The organism is Trichlorobacter ammonificans (genome assembly GCF_933509905.1).
Lineage (GTDB): Bacteria > Desulfobacterota > Desulfuromonadia > Geobacterales > Pseudopelobacteraceae > Trichlorobacter > Trichlorobacter ammonificans.
Genome location: NZ_OW150024.1, coordinates 1899931 through 1916063 on the forward strand (window position 1 = coordinate 1899931; position 16133 = coordinate 1916063).

Below are 16133 nucleotides of genomic sequence, written 5' to 3' on the forward strand. Positions count from 1 at the left end.
CGCAGTGTTTCGGATACCGCCGCCGGACAGGCGAGAATCACAGAATTTCATTGACGTATGACCTTCATCGCGTAGTATCTTTCGCAGGTGGTGCCGCTACTGCACCCCCACCACCGTCCTACGGAGGCGTTCCCTGCTTCTCACCACCCTGGAAATTTTCGCCATGGCCATCGGAGCCGGCATGGTCGGCTCCATTCTGGGGCTGGGGGGCGGCATCATCATCGTGCCGGCCCTGACCCTGCTGTTCGACGTACCGTTGCGCACCGCCGTGGCCGCCTCCACCGTCTCCATCATCGCCACCTCCACCGGCGCCGCCGTGGCCTACCTGAATGAACGGCTGACCAACACCCGCGTAGCCATGTGGCTGGAAATGGGCACCGCCGTCGGCGCGGTCTGCGGCGCCCTGATCGCCGGCTGGATGAATCAACGATTCCTCTTTATCCTCTTCGGCCTGCTGCTGGCCTACTCCGGCTACAACATGTTCAAAAGCCGCTCACTGGAACTGCCAACCGGCGTGGAGCCCGACCGTCTTTCCCTGAAGCTGAAACTGGCCGGTTCCTACTATGATCGCCTGCTGGCCCGCCAGGTGGACTACCAGGTAACCCGGACCCTGCCGGGTCTTGCCATCATGTACTTCTCCGGCGCCGCCGCCGGCCTGCTGGGAATCGGCGCCGGCATCTTCAAGGTACCGGCCATGGACCAGGTGATGCGCATGCCGTTCAAGGCCTCCACCGCCACCTCCAACTTCATGATCGGGGTCACGGCGGTCTCCGGCGCCGTGGTTTATTTTGCCCGGGGCGACGTCGAGCCGCTGGTGGCGGGACCGGTGGTGCTGGGAGTGCTGCTGGGGGCGATGCTGGGGGCCAAGCTGATGGTCAGACTGAAAAGTTCCACCATTCGCAAACTCTTTATTCCCCTGATCGTTTACACGGCTGTACAGATGATATACCGGGGAGTACGCTGATGTCCGGCCACGTTCCCGCCAGACATGCCGCGATTGAGACGGTTCTTGCCCGCCTGCTGCGGCTCGGCTCCCTGGCGGCCGCGGTATTGCTGGCAGGGGGAGTCGCCATCATGCTCTCCGGCAATGTTCCGCTGGCAACGGGACTGATTTCAGCCGGCCTCATTGCCCTGATGGCAACACCGGTGCTGCGGGTGCTGACGGCGGGGCTGATCTTCATCCGGGAGCGGGACTGGCTCTTCGCCCTGTTTTGCCTGGTGGTGCTGTGTACACTGGTTGTCGGTATCATACTGGGGAGCATCTCCTGAGTCTAACCTCTGCCGAGAAGGAGGGACGCGATGTACGAGCAGGTGGTCGCCGAGATCAGCCGTTTTGTTGCCGAAGATGAGGGTAACCGTTTTGCGGATGGCAGCGCCCCCTATTTCGACGCGCCGCTGGTAGGGTTTGCTGCCGCCGATAGTCCGCTGTTCCGGCAATACCAGCAGATCATCGGCCCGTTCCACCGCACGCCGGACCAGATTCTGCCCGGTGCCGCCACGGTGATCGTCTGGTCCCTGCCGATCACGCGCAGTACCCGCGAGGCCAACCGTCGTGAGAACGAGTATCCCTCCCACGCCTGGGCATTGACCCGTTGTTTCGGCGAGGACTTCAATATCAGCCTGCGCCGGCACCTGGTGGCCTGGCTGGAGCGGCACGGGTACCGGGCCATCGCGCCGCAACTTGATCCCGCCTGGCAGGAGTATGCGGATACCCCGGTGGGGGTGGCCTCCACCTGGTCGGAACGCCATGCCGCTTACGCCGCGGGCCTAGGCACCTTCAGCCTGAACGACGCCCTGATCACGCCGCGGGGGATTGCCCACCGTCTGGGCAGCGTGATCACCGACCTGGCCCTGCCCCCCTCCTGCAGCGAACTTCCCGAATATCGCTCCAACTGCCTGTTCTATCGTAACGGCACGTGCGGCGCCTGCATCACCCGCTGTCCCGTGGGGGCGCTTTCCCGCGACGGTCACGACAAGAGCCGCTGCAAGGCCTACGTCTACGGCACCCTGGCCGACCTGCTGGCAGAGCGCTACGGCACCCCTAAGCCGGGGTGTGGCCTCTGTCAGACCAAGGTCCCGTGCGAGGAGCGCATCCCCACCGCTGTTTAGTCAAACCAAAGGCGATTTCACTGGATTTCTCCTTGACAACGCCGCCGGCACCACATAACAATAGAACCATGTTTGCTCTCAAAAACGAAGCCTTCACCATCCAAGTCTGCCATCCCCATCCCCCCTGATTTCCGCCTTTGCCGGATGTCTCACCCTCTCTTCGTACACCCGCGTCCTGCGCCGGGTCGGCCGTGACGCATTCAGATCAGCAAAGGTTTTGCCATGACATCCGCATTCAGTACGCTGCTCGACAATTGGCTGCCCAAGTCGGTGACGAGCCTTCGCTCCTACTCAAAGCAGGATTTTTCGTCCGATTGCGTGGCCGGCATCACCGTGGGGCTGGTAGCCCTGCCCCTGGCCATGGCCTTTGGCATCTCCTCCGGGGTAACGCCCCAAGCCGGCATCTATACCGCCGTGGTGGCCGGATTCCTGATCTCGGCCCTGGGGGGCTCCCGCACCCAGATCGGCGGCCCCACCGGCGCGTTTGTGGTGGTGATCGCCGCCATCATCGCCAAGCACGGCCTGTCCGGCCTGCTGATGGTCACCATGATGGCCGGGGCGATTCTCCTGTTCCTGGGAATTACCGGCCTGGGCAACGCGGTGAAGTTCATTCCCCGGCCGGTGGTGATCGGCTTCACCAACGGCATTGCCCTGCTGATCGCCTCCACCCAGATCAAGGATTTTTTGGGAATCACCGGCGCCACGCCGGTCCCCAGCGAGTTCCTGGAGCGGATGGCTTGGCTCGGCGAGCATAGCGCCACCATCAGCATTCCCACGGTACTGCTGGGACTGACCTCGCTGCTGGTCATCATTCTGTTCGGCCGGATTACGAAGAAGGTACCGGGCACCATCGTGGCCCTGCTGCTGGCCACCGCCGCCACTGCCGCCTTCAACCTGCCGGTGGCCACCATCGGCAGCGCCTTCGGCGGCATCCCCACCGGCCTGCCGGACATCCGCATGCCGGAATTCCGCACCGACCTGATTATTCCGCTGCTGCCTTCCGCCCTCACCGTGGCGCTGCTGGCCGCCATCGAGAGCCTGCTTTCCGCCGTGGTGGCCGACTCCATGAGCGGCGACCGCCACAACTCCAATGTGGAACTGGTGGCCCAGGGGGTGGCCAACCTGGCGGTGCCGCTGTTCGGCGGCATCCCGGTGACCGGCGCCATCGCCCGCACCGCCACCAACATCCGTTCCGGTGCCAGAAGCCCGGTCTCCGGTATGGTCCATGCGCTCACCCTGCTCTGCATCCTGCTTTTTGCCGCCCCCCTGGCCCGTTTCATCCCCCTGGCCACCCTGGCGGCAGTGCTGTTCGTGGTTGCCTACAACATGGGGGAATGGCACGAAATTCCGCACATCGTCCGGCTGGACGTCAAGGATATCGCAGTTTGGGTGCTGACCTTCCTGCTGACGGTGGTGGCTGATCTGACCATTGCGGTGGAGGTGGGGATGGTGCTGGCGGCCCTGTTGTACATCTATCAGGTGACCAAGACCACCAGGGTGGCGGTGGTGACGCCGGAGGCGGTGGAGGAGGCGCGGCCGCACATCGTGCAGAACTACGCCATCCCCCATTATGTAAGCATGATCCATATCCAGGGACCGCTGCTGTTCGGCGCTGCGGAGAAGGTGAACGAAATTCTGCGGGACATTGACGACCTCAACCAGATCGTGATCCTGCGACTGCGCCACATGACCGCCATCGACGCCACCGGCCTGCACGCCATCGAGCGGCTGCACGACCAGATCACCGCCACCGGCCGTATCCTGCTGATCTGCGGCGCCCGCCGGCAACCGAAGCGGCTGATCTACACGTCTACCCTGCCCAGGGTGGTGGGAGCCCGCAATATTCTGCCCAACATCGGTTCGGCGCTGCACCGTGCCCGGGAACTGTATGCCCGGTTCAACGGGCTTGAGGAGGAGATGGCGGGACAGCTTTCAGAGATGACTATTTAAGACGATGTAAGAGGCGGGGTTCACGCGGAGCCGCGGAGAGCGCGGAGAAAAGCGGACTTCAAAGGCAATGGCACGCGGATTAGCGCGGATGCGACGGATTTACACGGATTTATAAATTTGTCCTGTTTTTTTGGTCTTATCCGCGCAGATCAGTTCAAATCCGGACTTTTCCGCGTGCTATGAAGGATTTTCCTCGCGCCCTCCGCTCCTCCGCGTGAGGCTGCTGTCACGGTTTTCCGGCCGGTTCCGATTTCTTGCCGTCCGGCGCGACGATCTCCACTCTGGCGCCGGGCATTACCCGCAGCTGACCATCCACCACCACCCGTTCGCCCACGGCCACTCCCTTTTCAATAACCGTGAGTCCCCGGTGGGCGGGGCCGACCACCACCGGCCGCACCTCGGCGGTCATATCCTGGGCAACCGTGAAGACGAAGCTCCCCTGCTGGCCGGTTTGGACCGCCGGAGACGGAACGGTTACCGCCCCCGTGCGCTCATCCAGGGTGAGAACCACCTGTACGAACTGCCCCGGCCAGAGGGTACGGCGGGGGTTGGCAAAGCGCCCCTTGAGACGGATGGCGCCGGTGGCCTGATCAACGGTGTTGTCCAGAAACGAGACCACCCCCTGTTCTTTCACGCCACCCTGAGCCTCGGTTTCCACCGCCACCCTGCCCCGACCGATCCGTGCCTGCAGTTCGGCCAGATCCCGCTCCGGCAGACTGAAGACCACATTGACCGGAGTAATCGTGTTGATGGTCACCAGAGCGGTTTCGTTCTCCTTGACCACGTTACCGCGGTGCACCGCCAGGTTCCCCAACCGCCCGCTGATGGGGGCGGTGATGGTGCAGTAGGCCACCTGCAGCCGCGCATGCTCCACCACGGCACGGTCGGCCTCCATGTCGGCGGCGGCTGATTCGGCCCTGGTGCGATAACTGTCGGCCTGTTCCTGGGTGACGATGCCGTCCTTGACCAGTCTGGCGTAGCGCTCGTAATCCCGCCGCGCATTCTCCATGATCACCCGATTGCGGGTAAAGGAGGCTTCCGCCTTTTTCAGGGCAGCCTGCCAGGGACGGGGGTCCACCTGAAAGAGTCGCTGCCCCCTGGAGACCTCCTGCCCCTCGGCAACGTAGACCGCCGCAAGCTCGCCGGAGAGTTGCGGGCGGATCGTGACGGTCTCGCTGGCCTCCACCGTGCCCACCGCCTGCACGGTGCGGGGGATGTTCGCCGTCGCCGCGATGGCCACCGCCACCGGCGCGGGAGGACGAGCGGCCTGCTTACGTTTCTTTTCCGCACAGCCGGCGCCCAGACACAGCACTGCCACCATGAAAAGGCACCGGAGCAGCGACCTCATTGCCACCGTCCCCCCCTACTCTGCACGATACGGTTGCGCCTACTCCCGCACATAGGTATCCAGGTCGGTTTCATGAACCATTCCCATCAGACGGGCGTATTCCGATTCGATCATCAGGTAGTGGTTGCGGGTTTCGTCGGCATTGCGCTCGAACACGGCCCGAACCTCCGGTATCGCGATGCTGGCGGCAATGGTGCGCAGTACCGACTCCAGCTGCTGTTCCTTCTCCATGGCCAGCTCCAGCGCCTGCTGCGCGGTGAAGCCGCTGTCCAGCAGGGTACCCAACGCCGCGGACCAACCGCTGCCCTGTTCCGGTATCGCCGCCATGAAAATATCGAAGTCGGGAAGATCGTTCCCCGTGTACATGTCGTAGAAACTGCCGGCGTGTTGCCGTTCCTCCCGGGCCAGCAGCTCGAAAATCCGCCGGGCTTCGGGGTCGGCGATCCGCTGTGCAGCCAGCAGGTAGAAATCCATTGCGCTTTTTTCGGTGTACAGCGAGTTTTTGATCGCTTCCTGAAGATTGATACTCATGGCGCCCCTCCCGGTTATGCGGTTGTGAGACTCATTGATATGTATTCATTAACAAACCGGAGGAAACAAGGTCAAGCTGATTCCGGGGTGCTGCCTCCCCGACTTTTCCGCTCATCATCCGCTATCATGATCGCTACGGCCGGACCATGGACCGGAGCCCCCAGCGGAACGAGCGGCGCGATTGACGTCTCCTCCCGAATCGGTATATTGTCATATTTTAAACACACGGGGGAACGATGGCTGCGGAGAAATTTGAAGCATCCCTGAAAAAACTCGAAGAGATCGTCAGAAGGCTGGAGAACGGCACGCTGCCGCTGGATGATGCCATCAAGGCCTTTGAGGAGGGGGTGCGACATGCGTCCCTCTGCGCGCGCAAACTTGACGAGGCGGAGCGGAAGGTGGAACTGCTGATCAAGCAGCGCAACGGCTCCTTCCGTCGGGCCCCCTTTACCGCCGAAAATGGCGACGATGACACGGAAAGGTAAGTAATACTCATGGATTTCACGGCATACCTGAAAGAACGTATCGCCCTGGTTGACCAGGCACTGGATCAGTATCTTCCCGCTGAGGAGAAACGTCCGCAGAGCATTCACACAGCAATGCGCTACTCCATCTTTGCCGGCGGCAAGCGGGTGCGCCCCGTCCTGATGCTGGCCGCCTGCGAAACCGTGGGAGGGAAGCTCGAGGCGGCCCTGCCCGCGGCCTGTGCCATGGAAATGATCCACACCTACTCCCTGATCCACGACGACCTGCCGGCCATGGACGACGACGACTTCCGCCGCGGCCGTCCCACCAACCACAAGGTGTTCGGCGAGGCGATCGCCATCCTGGCCGGTGACGGCCTGCTGACCGAGGCGTTCAAGCTGCTCAGCGATCCCCGGATAAACGGGGATATCCCGGCAGCAACCCGCTTGGCGGTGATCAGCGAGATCGCCACCTGCGCCGGCACCTTCGGCATGGTGGGGGGCCAGGTGGTTGATATGGAAAGTGAGGGAAAGCCGGAGATGGATCTGCCCACGGTGCAGTACATCCACACCCACAAGACCGGCGCGCTGATCAAGGCTGCCGTCGTGGCCGGCGCACTGCTGGGCGGTGCCGACGAGCAGGGACTGGCGGCGATCCGTCGCTACGGCGAGGCAGCCGGCCTGGCCTTCCAGATCGCCGACGACATCCTGGATATCGAGGGAACCACCGAAGAAATCGGCAAGGATGCCGGCTCGGACGAGGCCCGGGGCAAGGCCACCTACCCGGCGGTGATGGGGCTGGCTGCGGCCAAGCAGGAGGCCCAGGCCATGATGGACGACGCCTTTGCCGCCCTGGTCCCCTTCGGCGGTGCCGCCGACCCGCTGCGGAACATCGCACGCTACATTGTGGAACGAAAGAACTGACCCATGTCGCTGCTTGCACAGATCAACGATCCCAAGGATCTCAAACGCCTGCCCGACTCCTCGCTTGCCGAACTGGCCCAGGAGATCCGCACTCTGATCATCGACACCTGCGCCAGCAACGGTGGCCACCTGGCCCCTTCGCTGGGGGTGGTGGAGTTGACCCTGGCCCTGCACCGAGTCTTCGACTCCCCCCAGGACAAGCTGGTCTGGGACGTGGGACACCAGGCCTACGCCCACAAGATCATCTGCGGTCGCCGCGACCGTTTCTCCACCCTGCGCACCCTGGACGGCATCAGCGGCTTCCCCAAGCGCTGCGAATCGGTGCACGACGTCTGGGAGGTGGGGCACTCCTCCACCTCGCTCTCCGCAGCCACCGGTTTTGCCGTCTCCCGTGACCTGAGCCGGCGCAAAACCAAGGTGGTGGCGGTGATCGGCGACGGTTCCATGACCGGCGGCATCGCCTTCGAAGCCCTGAACCACGCCGGCCACCTGAACCGGGACATGGTCGTTGTCCTGAACGACAACGAGATGTCCATCGCCGAAAACGTGGGGGCGCTCTCCGGCTTCCTTTCCCGCACTTCTTCCAGCGAATTCATCCATCGGATCAAGCGGGAAACCGAGGAGTTCATCAGGGGGATCGGCAGCGACGTGGGGAAAAGCGCCCTCAAGGTGGCCCGCAAGGTGGAGGAGTCGTTCAAGGGGCTGTTCACGCCGGCCATGCTGTTCCAGGCCTTTGGTTTCGAGTACGTCGGCCCCATCGATGGTCACGACCTGCCGCTCCTGATGGAAACCCTGGAGCGGGTGAAAAGTTTCGACAACGCCGTGCTGGTCCATGTGCTGACCACCAAGGGGAAAGGGTACCAGCCTGCGGAGCAGAATCCGGCCCTGTTCCACGGGGTGGGTCCCTTCGAGCGGGAAACCGGCAAGGTGCTGAAAGGAAAAGGGGGCGCCTCCTCCTACACCGCCATCTTCGGCTCCGTGGTCAGCCGGCTGGCCGAGGATGACGAGCGGGTGGTGGCCATTACCGCCGCCATGCCGGACGGCACCGGCCTCACCCCTTTTTCAAAACAGTTTCCGGACCGCTTTTTCGATGTCGGTATCGCCGAGCAGCACGGGGTCACCTTTGCCGCCGGTCTGGCAGCGGAAGGGAAGCGGCCGGTCTTCGCCGTCTACTCCAGCTTCCTGCAGCGGGCCTACGACGAGGTGCTGCACGATGTCTGCCTGCAGAACCTGCCCGTGATCTTTGCCCTGGACCGGGGCGGGGTAGTGGGCAGCGACGGCCCCACGCACCACGGCGTCTTCGACCTCTCCTACCTGCGCCATATCCCCAACATGACCCTGATGGCGCCCAAGGATGAGAACGAACTGCAGCACATGCTGAAAACCGCCCTCTGTCACGACGGGCCGGTGGCGGTGCGCTACCCCCGGGGCAACGGCTACGGCGTGCCGCTGGACCAGGAGCTGCGCTGCCTGCCGATGGGGAAAGCCGAGCTGCTCCGTTCCGGCGTCAACGGTGTCATCGTCGCCCTGGGCACCATGGTGGTGCCGGCTCTGGAGGCAGCGGAACTGCTGGCGGCGGAGGGGATCGACCTGACGGTGGTGAACGCCCGCTTCGTCAAGCCGCTGGATGAGGAACTGCTGCTGGAGCTGGCCGGGCGCTACCCGAAGATTGTAACCATTGAGGAAAACGTGCTGCAGGGGGGCTTCGGCACGGCCGTCATGGAACTGTACGCCGACCGGGGACTGCATGACCGGGCCGTGCTGCGGCTGGGCTACCCCGACGCCTACATCGTCCAGGGGGAACAGCACGAGTTGCGGGCCATGCACGGACTGGACCCCGCGGGGATTGCCGCAAAGGCCGCGCGGTTCTTCAGGGGTTGATGGCACCGTCATCATGACCTACGACGAACTGCTGCAGGCACTCCATCTGTTCGGCTTTCACGAGAGCGACCTGCTCACCATCCGCCGGATCAAGGATCGCCAGCGGGTGCTCCTGAAGCAGTCCCACCCCGATCTGCAGGGAGCCGACTCCACGGAGCGGACCCGGCAGATCAACGAGGCGGCCCGACTGATCATGGCCTATGTCAACGAGTACCGTTTTTCCTTCGGCCGGGAGGAGTTCTACCGCCAATGTCCCGAGGAACACCTGCGCCGCCAGTTTGCCGCCGACCCGATCTGGAGCGGCGGCAGCCTGGAGGCGAAACAGCAGTAAGCTTCAGCAGCCGGTATCGCTCCGGCGTGCTCGAAAGGTCAGCACCAGAACATTGCGCTCCCCGTCCCGGCGATACCTGATCCCGTCGCTCATGGTCCGGATCAGATGCACTCCCAGACCACCCACCGGCCGCTGATCAAGGGGTTGCGACAGCTGCGGGGTCGGAACGACACGGGGATCAAAGCTCCCCGCCTGATCGCTCAACAGCAATTCCAGTTCCCCTCCCTCCCTGGTGGCCAGTTCGACCAGGATCGGCCCGCCTGCTCCCGCGTACCCGTGCAGTGCCGTATTCATCACTGCTTCTTCCAGCACCAGCTCCAGCCGCTGCTGCAGCTCGTCTCCCGCACCCGCCGCGCCAGCGGCCGCCATGACACGCGCCCTCAACTCCGGCAAAGCCGAAACCAGGGCGGTGGTCTCAAGCCTGAGCAGCACCACCCGCTCCGCCACCTCAGCCTCCGAGTGCGGCAAGCGCATCATCAACGGTATGCTGGACCTCCAGGCTCTCCAGGAAGCCGGAGACCATGAACACTTCCCGTACCATACCGAACAAGCCGCAGATGAGGAACCGGCGCTGCCGCTGTTTCAGCTCCTTTGCCATGGCGAGCAACTGGCGCAGGCCGGAGCTGCTGATGTAGCTGAGTCCCGCAAAGTCCAGTACCACCGGCAGATCGCAGCCGTCCAGCTGCTCGTCGAACCACCGCTCCAGAACCGGCACCTGATCGGCGTCAAGGCGGCCGGCCAGCAGGGCAACCGTTGCTCCGCCCCGATGCTGCGTTGTTATCTGCAGATATGCATCCATCGTGCCCTCCAAAACGGAATCAGCCGCCGGCTACGACCTTGCCACGGCTGCGTCACGGGGAACCGGCCGGTTGCCTCACGGTGCCGGATTGATCCGTACCTGGGTCGGCACCCACCTGACCAGGATGGCACGCAGGCTGCCGTCCTGACGCATCCGGGCCAGCACGTCATTCAACTGCGTCAGCAAGGGGGTGTCTCCTCTGCGCACCGCCCAGGCCAACGGCTCGTCGGTCAATGGTTCGTAGGAGGCGGTCAGCCCCTGGTGCTGGGTTGTGATATTGGCGCTGAAGCGCCAGATGGTGGGGGCGTCATGGATGAAGCAGTCGATCTTGCGTTCTTCCAACGCTGCAACCGCCTCCTCCGTTGAGGCGAAGTGGGTAACGGTACTCCAGGCAAATGTCCTGAGCGCATAGGCCTCACCGGTACTGCCCCGCTCGACGCCGATCCGCACCCCGGCCGTCCGGTCGAAGAGAGCCCTGGGAAAACGTCTGATGTCCTGCTCCCGGATCAGCAGCATCTGCCCCACCCGCAGGTAAGGGGTGGTAAAGCCGACCTCCTGTTCCCGCTCCGGGGTGACCGACATGCCGGCCATGACCGTGTCGATCCGCCCCTCCTGCAATGCCGGGATCAGACGATTGAACGGCAGGATTTCAAAGACCACCTCCCGGCCGGTCCGCTCGGCCACCTGCCGGGCGAGGTCCGGTTCCACCCCCTTCAGAACTCCCTCCTCCAAAAACGCCATCGGCGGATAGCCGGGCGCTATCCCAACCCGGAGCGGAGGACCGGCGGCACAGCCGGAAAACAGCACCTGGAAGCAGAGGACAAGAAGGAGTGCGGGAAAGGCTGGTATCCGTTTCATGGAGAACTCCTCGGAACGCGATGATGGCTTCAGCTTATCAAAGGGACCGGCCTCAGTCCCGGTTCAGCAGACCGGCGATCACTTCCGGCGCCAGGGCAGCACGCTCCTCCTGACCGTCAGCCATTCGCTTGAGCAGGGCTGTGCCGGCAACGACCTCGTCGTCTCCCAGCACCATACTGAAGCGGCAGCCCAGCTTGTCGGCACGGCGCATCTGCCCTTTCAGACTCTTCCCCTCGCAGTCCACCTCCACCCACCGCCCCTGGTCCTGCAGGGCCGCCATCAGCGCAAAGGCTTTTCTGCGGGCCGCTTCTCCCACGACGGCAATGAACAGGTCCGGCCGCCGTTCGAAAGCGCGATCCCCCAGGAGCAGCGCCACCCGCTCCACCCCCAGGGCGAAACCGATGCCCGGTGCCGAAGGACCGCCAAGCTGTGCCACCAGACCGTCGTAACGGCCGCCGGCGGCAACGGCGGACTGGGCTCCCAAGAGGCCGGTGACCAGCTCAAACGTGGTGCGGGTGTAGTAATCCAGGCCGCGCACCATGCGGGGATTGAGGCTGAACGTTACCTGCGCCTCGCTCAGGTAGCCCTGCACCGCCCGGAAGTGGTCGTCGCAGGCGCTGCAGAGATGCTCCACCATGGCCGGCGCCCCCTGGGTGGCCTCCACGCAGCCCGGCACCTTGCAGTCCAGGGCACGCAACGGGTTGGTGCTCTTCCTGCGGCGGCAGTCGTCGCACAGTGCCCCCTCCCGCTCATCAAGAAACGCCACCAGGGCCTGCCGGTAGGCGGGACGGCAGTCGGGACAGCCCAGGGAATTGATCTGCAGACGGGGCTCATCCAGTCCCAACTCCCCGAACAGGCGGCTCACCATCAGCAGCACCTGGGCATCCATCACCGGCTCCGCAGTCCCCACCGCTTCGGCGCCGATCTGGTGGAACTGGCGGTAGCGCCCCTTCTGGGGCCGTTCGTGGCGGAACATGGGTCCCAGGTAGTAGAGTTTGTTGACACTGTCCTGGGCGTAGAGCTTATGCTCGATCAGGGCCCGCATCACCCCGGCGGTCCCCTCAGGCCGCAAGGTAAGGCTGTGCCCCCCCTTGTCGCTGAAGGTGTACATCTCCTTTTCCACGATATCGGTGGTATCGCCGATGGAGCGGCAGAACAGCTCGGTCTTCTCCACGATCGGCACCCGGATTTCGCTGAAGCCGTAGCGTGCGAAAACCCGCCGGGCCGTTGCCTCGATGAACTGCCACAGGGGGGTGTCCTCCGGCAGAATGTCGTTGAACCCCTTGATGCCGCTGATACTCATTGAATCGCTCCTTCGTGCCGTCCTGAAACGTTCAGGGGCAATCTCGGTGAATTGCCCCTGCGCCTTTCCTTGTAACGCAGCCGGCCGGACACTGTCAACCACCGGGTGTAACGTCAGGTTTACGGCGCTGCTCCCCTTGAGCAAACACCAAAGAAAAACGCTCCGACCACTGGGCCGGAGCGTTCATTGCCGGATTATCAATCCATTCCTACGGCTGCTTCGTGCCGCCGCTCAGCGTCACCGTCCCCAGGGGAGCGTCGCCGGTCAGTGTGGCATTCAGCTTGCCGTCCGCCGTCAGGGAGATGGTAACGGCCACGGTGCCGGACAGCGTGGCGGGCGACCAGGTGATGAACCGCCCTCCCAGGGTCGTGCGTCCCGTATAGCTGAGGGGATTCAATACATACATGGTGCCTCCCCCCACCGGGGTATAATCCATAAATCCACTGAGCAGGACCGACAGATGGGCGCCATCGGGGAATGCCCACTCGCCGAAAACGTCCAGGGTGTCGGGCGGCAGGATCTGCGCATAGCGGAAGGTCACCGTGCCGTAGTCCGTACTGCCAACATTGGGGCGTTTCGTGGCGCCCACGATCTCCAGTTTGTAGTAGGTCGGCGGCTCCATCCCCAACATATCCTTGGAACGAAAGACGTAGACGGTTCCCGCTGTCGCCGGGAAGGTGGGAGGGCCGGGTTCGTTGCTGTCCCGATAGATGCCGTAGGGCGCCCGGACGATGTCGGCATAGCCCTGGGTGGTGGACAGTGCTACCGCGTGGGGCAGGATCAGGCCTCCCTCCACGTCGTCGTACATGATCTCGCTCGGCACGCCGCCTGGGATGACGCCGGTGGCAAAGGTAAAGAACTGGTCCCCCCGCAGGACTGCGGTCATCTCAACAAGGGCGATGAAATCCTGTCCCGTGGCGTTCGCATTGTTCACCACCACCGTCAGGGAGGACGGGCCGAAGGTCTGGCTACTCTTCGACGCGCTCAGGGTGTAGCTGCCGTTCTGCACCCCGGCCAGGGTGTAGCTGCCGTCGGCGGCTGTTGTAGCCGTTGCCGTAGCGGCTCCCGAAGTCGATACCGTCACGCCGCTAACTCCGATGCCTCCAGCGGTCGTCACTTTACCACTGATGGTATAGCTCGTGCCGGTACTTCCCCCCGTGGAAGGTCCGGTATAGCTGCTTGCGACATTGCCAAGCAACGTCGTGATACTCGTGCTCGTGGTTTGGGTCCCTTGAACCGTGCCGTTGTGAACGGTATAGGTTGTATAGGTGATGGTCGTCGTGCTGTTCCCCTTCAGATACTCGGCGGGATCGACATTCTTTTTCAGCACCTCGTTAACGGCATTGAGTAACGAGGCAAGCTGTGTCTGCAGCGCAGAAACGCCGGCAGCTCCGGGGGCACTCGCACTCAGGGCGTCGGAAAGGTCCTTTTCCAGAGTAGCCGGTTTAAGCGCACCGGCCAACGACGAGGAAAGCGTTGTCGGATCGCTTCCTGCCGGGAGTGCACCGCTCCCGAAGGTTCCAATGGGGAGAGAAAGCTTCTGCTCAGCAAGAATGACTGCAGTCGTGGAGACTCTGTCCAGGTTTTTCGATACCGTTGCACCGGTCAGCGACGCCCTGTCGAGTAGTGCACGCAGCACCTGTGAACCGCGAACCGCCGTAAGGATGTAGTCCTTGTCGCGACTCACGCTAGCAGCTGGATAGGTGTAGGTGTCCGTTGTGCCGCTTTTGAGGGTCAAGGGCAGCGGAGCCCCAACGAGAATGCCGTTCAGGTCCCGTATCTCAAGGGTGAGATTTGCGGCGGCTTTTGTTGCTTGCGCCACTTTTGCGGGGCCTGCAACAACGGCAGGAAAGGTCGCTTCACCTGCCAGACTTGTCGTTGTGCTGCCGCCGCTGTCGTTATCACCGCAGCCGAACAGCGCCAAGCCGAGAACAAGCACCGACGCTTTTTTCAAAAGCCTTCCTAATAGTTTCATGCGTCATACCTCCTTTGTTTGCATGTGCAGCATTTTCCGCATGCTATTAGGGTGTCAACCGTACGAATGCAAGTCGTCCGGCTTGTCAACCGGCCTATTTTGTGTCATCTAACGTGTCAACTGTGGCTGAATATCCGCCCTGTAGTGCGCAATGAATCCGTTTTCGGGGAAACCAGATCATGTGCTTTCAAGCATCGCTCCCCTTCATCGCCTTTGTCGTATGGCTGCTGGCCGTTCCCATGGAAGGGTTTCTGGTGACCCCCCTGGGCGTGCAGCACCCACTGCTGTTTTTCCTCATTCCCCAAATAATAACGCTGTGGTGTATCGGTTCCGTCCGTTCCCGCACGTTCATGGCCCCCTTGAGCGTTGCCGGAGGGGGCATCACCATCGGCGCGACGGTGCTGTTGCCCCATGTTCCCGGTACTGCCTCCTTGCTTCTCGGCCTTGCGGGAGTTGGCTCCGCCTTCCTCTGCGTACGGGCCTGCTGCTACCTGAAGCGCTCACCCTCGCTAGTAACCACGGCGGCGCTGGGGCTCGCAGGGGCCAACGTGCTCCTGTTTCTTTTTACCGTGGTTCCCCTGGCCGACAGTGTCAAATTCCTCCTGGCAGCCGCCCTGTTGCTGATTCCCCTGGTTGCAGATTTCGAAATACGCACGGATGACGGCAACGAAAATCTTCCGCTATTTCTCCCCTTTGTCTTTGTCTTCCAGCTCGTTAGCGGACTTATGTACGGCGCCCTGTACGGCCACTACGCCCGCGTCGCCCTTTTTCCCGGCATTGAGCTCATTTTCTACATACTGGCCGTGGGGAGCGGGCTGGCGGTGCTCCGGCGACGGCACGAAGGGCTATTAGCCATCGCCATCGTCACAGCCATGTTTGCCTTTTCACTCTACCTCATTCCCGGTACCGTACCGGTCAATGCCGCGCTCTTCGCCATGCAGACGGCGGCCGGTTTCCTTGACCTGTATCTCCTCGCCCTGCTTCTCTCGCAACGAGACACGGTCCGCGCCTTCGGTCGCGGCCTTGCCGTGGCCTGCTCCGGTATCGTTCTGGGAAAGATAATTGCGCTTGCCGTCAGGGATGTGCCACCACTGGTCGTAGCCGCCTCGAATCTCGTACTCACCGTTTCAATCCTGCTCCTCTATCGTCAGATGCGGGGAGAACAAAACCTCGCCGGCCAGCCGTCTGCCGCCGACACGGAGACGAAGACGCTGGACGAAGCCAAGATAGCACAGCCAGAGCCGCTAGCCCGTCTCACGCTGCCGCCGGGGCTGAACAAGCGTTTTTCCGACCAGGAAAAATCGGTGCTCGCCTGCATTGTGCAAGGGATGACCTTCAAGGAAGCCGCCCGCTGCCTTACCATCTCCGAATCTTCGGTCAAGACCTACATGAAGAGAATTTACGAAAAAACGAGTGTTGCCGGAAAGGAAGAGCTACTGGCGAAGCTCGGGGGAGGATGGGGAGAGACCGATTGCGAACGAGAGTTACTACACGACCGTTCCGCCCCCTGAAACCGCACCCCCGTCCGCCGACCGCTCCTGATACAAAACACTGAAATCAAAAGACAAAATACTGCGCAACATTCTTTTCGATCTGGCTTGTCAACATTCACCAATATCAAACGCCGCAAGGCGTTGAGCACAATGGTATCGCCGACGCT

General features: G+C 62.7%; 16 protein-coding genes. 9 read left to right on the forward strand and 7 right to left on the reverse strand.

Annotated elements, in window-relative coordinates:
- Positions 1-163: 163 nt before the first annotated feature.
- The 4 genes from RAK07_RS08560 (at position 164) to RAK07_RS08575 (ending at position 4059) form a co-directional block, all read left to right on the forward strand.
- Positions 164-964, forward strand: a complete 801-nt coding sequence (locus RAK07_RS08560; RefSeq protein WP_305732417.1) for a sulfite exporter TauE/SafE family protein — start codon at positions 164-166, stop codon at positions 962-964.
- The gene (locus tag RAK07_RS08565) at positions 964-1269 is read left to right on the forward strand and encodes a DUF1634 domain-containing protein (protein ID WP_305732418.1); all 306 of its coding nucleotides are present in this window, start codon (positions 964-966) and stop codon (positions 1267-1269) included. The genes RAK07_RS08560 and RAK07_RS08565 overlap by 1 nt, the downstream gene beginning before the upstream one ends.
- Positions 1270-1299: 30 nt before the next feature.
- Entirely contained in the window at positions 1300-2109 is an 810-nt protein-coding gene (locus tag RAK07_RS08570; RefSeq protein WP_305732419.1) for an epoxyqueuosine reductase, read from the forward strand.
- 222 nt (positions 2110-2331) lie between these two features.
- Positions 2332-4059: a SulP family inorganic anion transporter gene (locus RAK07_RS08575; RefSeq protein WP_305732420.1), complete on the forward strand. Its 1728-nt coding sequence runs from the start codon at positions 2332-2334 to the stop codon at positions 4057-4059.
- A 226-nt stretch (positions 4060-4285) separates the two neighbouring features.
- Here the strand turns inward: RAK07_RS08575 and RAK07_RS08580 are convergent, their stop codons facing one another.
- Positions 4286-5380, reverse strand: a complete 1095-nt coding sequence (locus RAK07_RS08580; protein ID WP_305732421.1) for an efflux RND transporter periplasmic adaptor subunit — start codon at positions 5378-5380, stop codon at positions 4286-4288.
- A 66-nt stretch (positions 5381-5446) separates the two neighbouring features.
- Positions 5447-5938, reverse strand: coding sequence for a ferritin-like domain-containing protein (locus RAK07_RS08585; protein ID WP_305732422.1), 492 nt, complete (start codon positions 5936-5938; stop codon positions 5447-5449).
- 236 nt (positions 5939-6174) lie between these two features.
- On the opposite strand from RAK07_RS08585, the gene RAK07_RS08590 reads away from it, so the two are divergent.
- The 4 genes from RAK07_RS08590 to RAK07_RS08605 are packed head-to-tail and all read left to right on the forward strand — an operon-like array spanning position 6175 to position 9538.
- Complete coding sequence (locus RAK07_RS08590; protein WP_305732423.1) at positions 6175-6423, forward strand: exodeoxyribonuclease VII small subunit; 249 nt, start codon at positions 6175-6177, stop codon at positions 6421-6423.
- A 9-nt stretch (positions 6424-6432) separates the two neighbouring features.
- Positions 6433-7326 carry a polyprenyl synthetase family protein gene (locus RAK07_RS08595; protein WP_305732424.1) on the forward strand — a complete coding sequence of 298 codons (894 nt, stop codon included), beginning with the start codon at positions 6433-6435 and terminating at the stop codon, positions 7324-7326.
- 3 nt (positions 7327-7329) lie between these two features.
- Entirely contained in the window at positions 7330-9207 is a 1878-nt protein-coding gene (dxs, locus tag RAK07_RS08600; RefSeq protein WP_305732425.1) for a 1-deoxy-D-xylulose-5-phosphate synthase, read from the forward strand.
- 13 nt (positions 9208-9220) lie between these two features.
- A complete protein-coding gene (locus RAK07_RS08605; RefSeq protein ID WP_305732426.1) occupies positions 9221-9538 on the forward strand; it encodes a molecular chaperone DnaJ in 318 nt (105 codons plus the stop codon).
- Positions 9539-9541: 3 nt separating this feature from the next.
- On the opposite strand, the gene RAK07_RS08610 is transcribed toward RAK07_RS08605, so the two are convergent.
- The 5 genes from RAK07_RS08610 to RAK07_RS08630 all read right to left on the reverse strand — a co-directional run bounded on the left by RAK07_RS08610 (position 9542) and on the right by RAK07_RS08630 (position 14473).
- Positions 9542-10015: an ATP-binding protein gene (locus RAK07_RS08610; RefSeq protein ID WP_305732427.1), complete on the reverse strand. Its 474-nt coding sequence runs from the start codon at positions 10013-10015 to the stop codon at positions 9542-9544.
- Positions 9987-10337, reverse strand: coding sequence for an STAS domain-containing protein (locus tag RAK07_RS08615; RefSeq protein ID WP_305732428.1), 351 nt, complete (start codon positions 10335-10337; stop codon positions 9987-9989). The genes RAK07_RS08610 and RAK07_RS08615 overlap by 29 nt, the downstream gene beginning before the upstream one ends.
- 75 nt (positions 10338-10412) lie before the next feature.
- Positions 10413-11195 (reverse strand): transporter substrate-binding domain-containing protein, encoded by a 783-nt coding sequence (locus RAK07_RS08620; protein WP_305732429.1) that lies wholly within the window; start codon positions 11193-11195, stop codon positions 10413-10415.
- A gap of 52 nt (positions 11196-11247) precedes the next feature.
- Positions 11248-12498 (reverse strand): histidine--tRNA ligase, encoded by a 1251-nt coding sequence (gene hisS, locus RAK07_RS08625; protein ID WP_305732430.1) that lies wholly within the window; start codon positions 12496-12498, stop codon positions 11248-11250.
- A 208-nt stretch (positions 12499-12706) separates the two neighbouring features.
- On the reverse strand, positions 12707-14473 hold the full coding sequence (locus tag RAK07_RS08630; RefSeq protein WP_305732431.1) for a carboxypeptidase-like regulatory domain-containing protein: 1767 nt from the start codon (positions 14471-14473) through the stop codon (positions 12707-12709).
- Between the two features lie 179 nt (positions 14474-14652).
- On the opposite strand from RAK07_RS08630, the gene RAK07_RS08635 reads away from it, so the two are divergent.
- Positions 14653-15984, forward strand: a complete 1332-nt coding sequence (locus tag RAK07_RS08635) for a LuxR family transcriptional regulator (protein WP_305732432.1) — start codon at positions 14653-14655, stop codon at positions 15982-15984.
- Positions 15985-16133: the final 149 nt, after the last annotated feature.

Coding starts and splice junctions, on each gene's coding strand:
- RAK07_RS08575 (WP_305732420.1), top strand. CDS start 2,332: ATGACATCCGCATTCAGTACGCTGCTCGACAATTGGCTGCCCAAGTCG.
- dxs (WP_305732425.1), top strand. CDS start 7,330: ATGTCGCTGCTTGCACAGATCAACGATCCCAAGGATCTCAAACGCCTG.
- RAK07_RS08595 (WP_305732424.1), top strand. CDS start 6,433: ATGGATTTCACGGCATACCTGAAAGAACGTATCGCCCTGGTTGACCAG.
- RAK07_RS08565 (WP_305732418.1), top strand. CDS start 964: ATGTCCGGCCACGTTCCCGCCAGACATGCCGCGATTGAGACGGTTCTT.
- hisS (WP_305732430.1), bottom strand. CDS start 12,498: ATGAGTATCAGCGGCATCAAGGGGTTCAACGACATTCTGCCGGAGGAC.
- RAK07_RS08620 (WP_305732429.1), bottom strand. CDS start 11,195: ATGAAACGGATACCAGCCTTTCCCGCACTCCTTCTTGTCCTCTGCTTC.
- RAK07_RS08610 (WP_305732427.1), bottom strand. CDS start 10,015: ATGATGCGCTTGCCGCACTCGGAGGCTGAGGTGGCGGAGCGGGTGGTG.
- RAK07_RS08615 (WP_305732428.1), bottom strand. CDS start 10,337: ATGGATGCATATCTGCAGATAACAACGCAGCATCGGGGCGGAGCAACG.
- RAK07_RS08585 (WP_305732422.1), bottom strand. CDS start 5,938: ATGAGTATCAATCTTCAGGAAGCGATCAAAAACTCGCTGTACACCGAA.
- RAK07_RS08580 (WP_305732421.1), bottom strand. CDS start 5,380: ATGGTGGCAGTGCTGTGTCTGGGCGCCGGCTGTGCGGAAAAGAAACGT.
- RAK07_RS08570 (WP_305732419.1), top strand. CDS start 1,300: ATGTACGAGCAGGTGGTCGCCGAGATCAGCCGTTTTGTTGCCGAAGAT.
- RAK07_RS08605 (WP_305732426.1), top strand. CDS start 9,221: ATGACCTACGACGAACTGCTGCAGGCACTCCATCTGTTCGGCTTTCAC.
- RAK07_RS08560 (WP_305732417.1), top strand. CDS start 164: ATGGCCATCGGAGCCGGCATGGTCGGCTCCATTCTGGGGCTGGGGGGC.
- RAK07_RS08590 (WP_305732423.1), top strand. CDS start 6,175: ATGGCTGCGGAGAAATTTGAAGCATCCCTGAAAAAACTCGAAGAGATC.
- RAK07_RS08635 (WP_305732432.1), top strand. CDS start 14,653: ATGTGCTTTCAAGCATCGCTCCCCTTCATCGCCTTTGTCGTATGGCTG.
- RAK07_RS08630 (WP_305732431.1), bottom strand. CDS start 14,473: ATGAAACTATTAGGAAGGCTTTTGAAAAAAGCGTCGGTGCTTGTTCTC.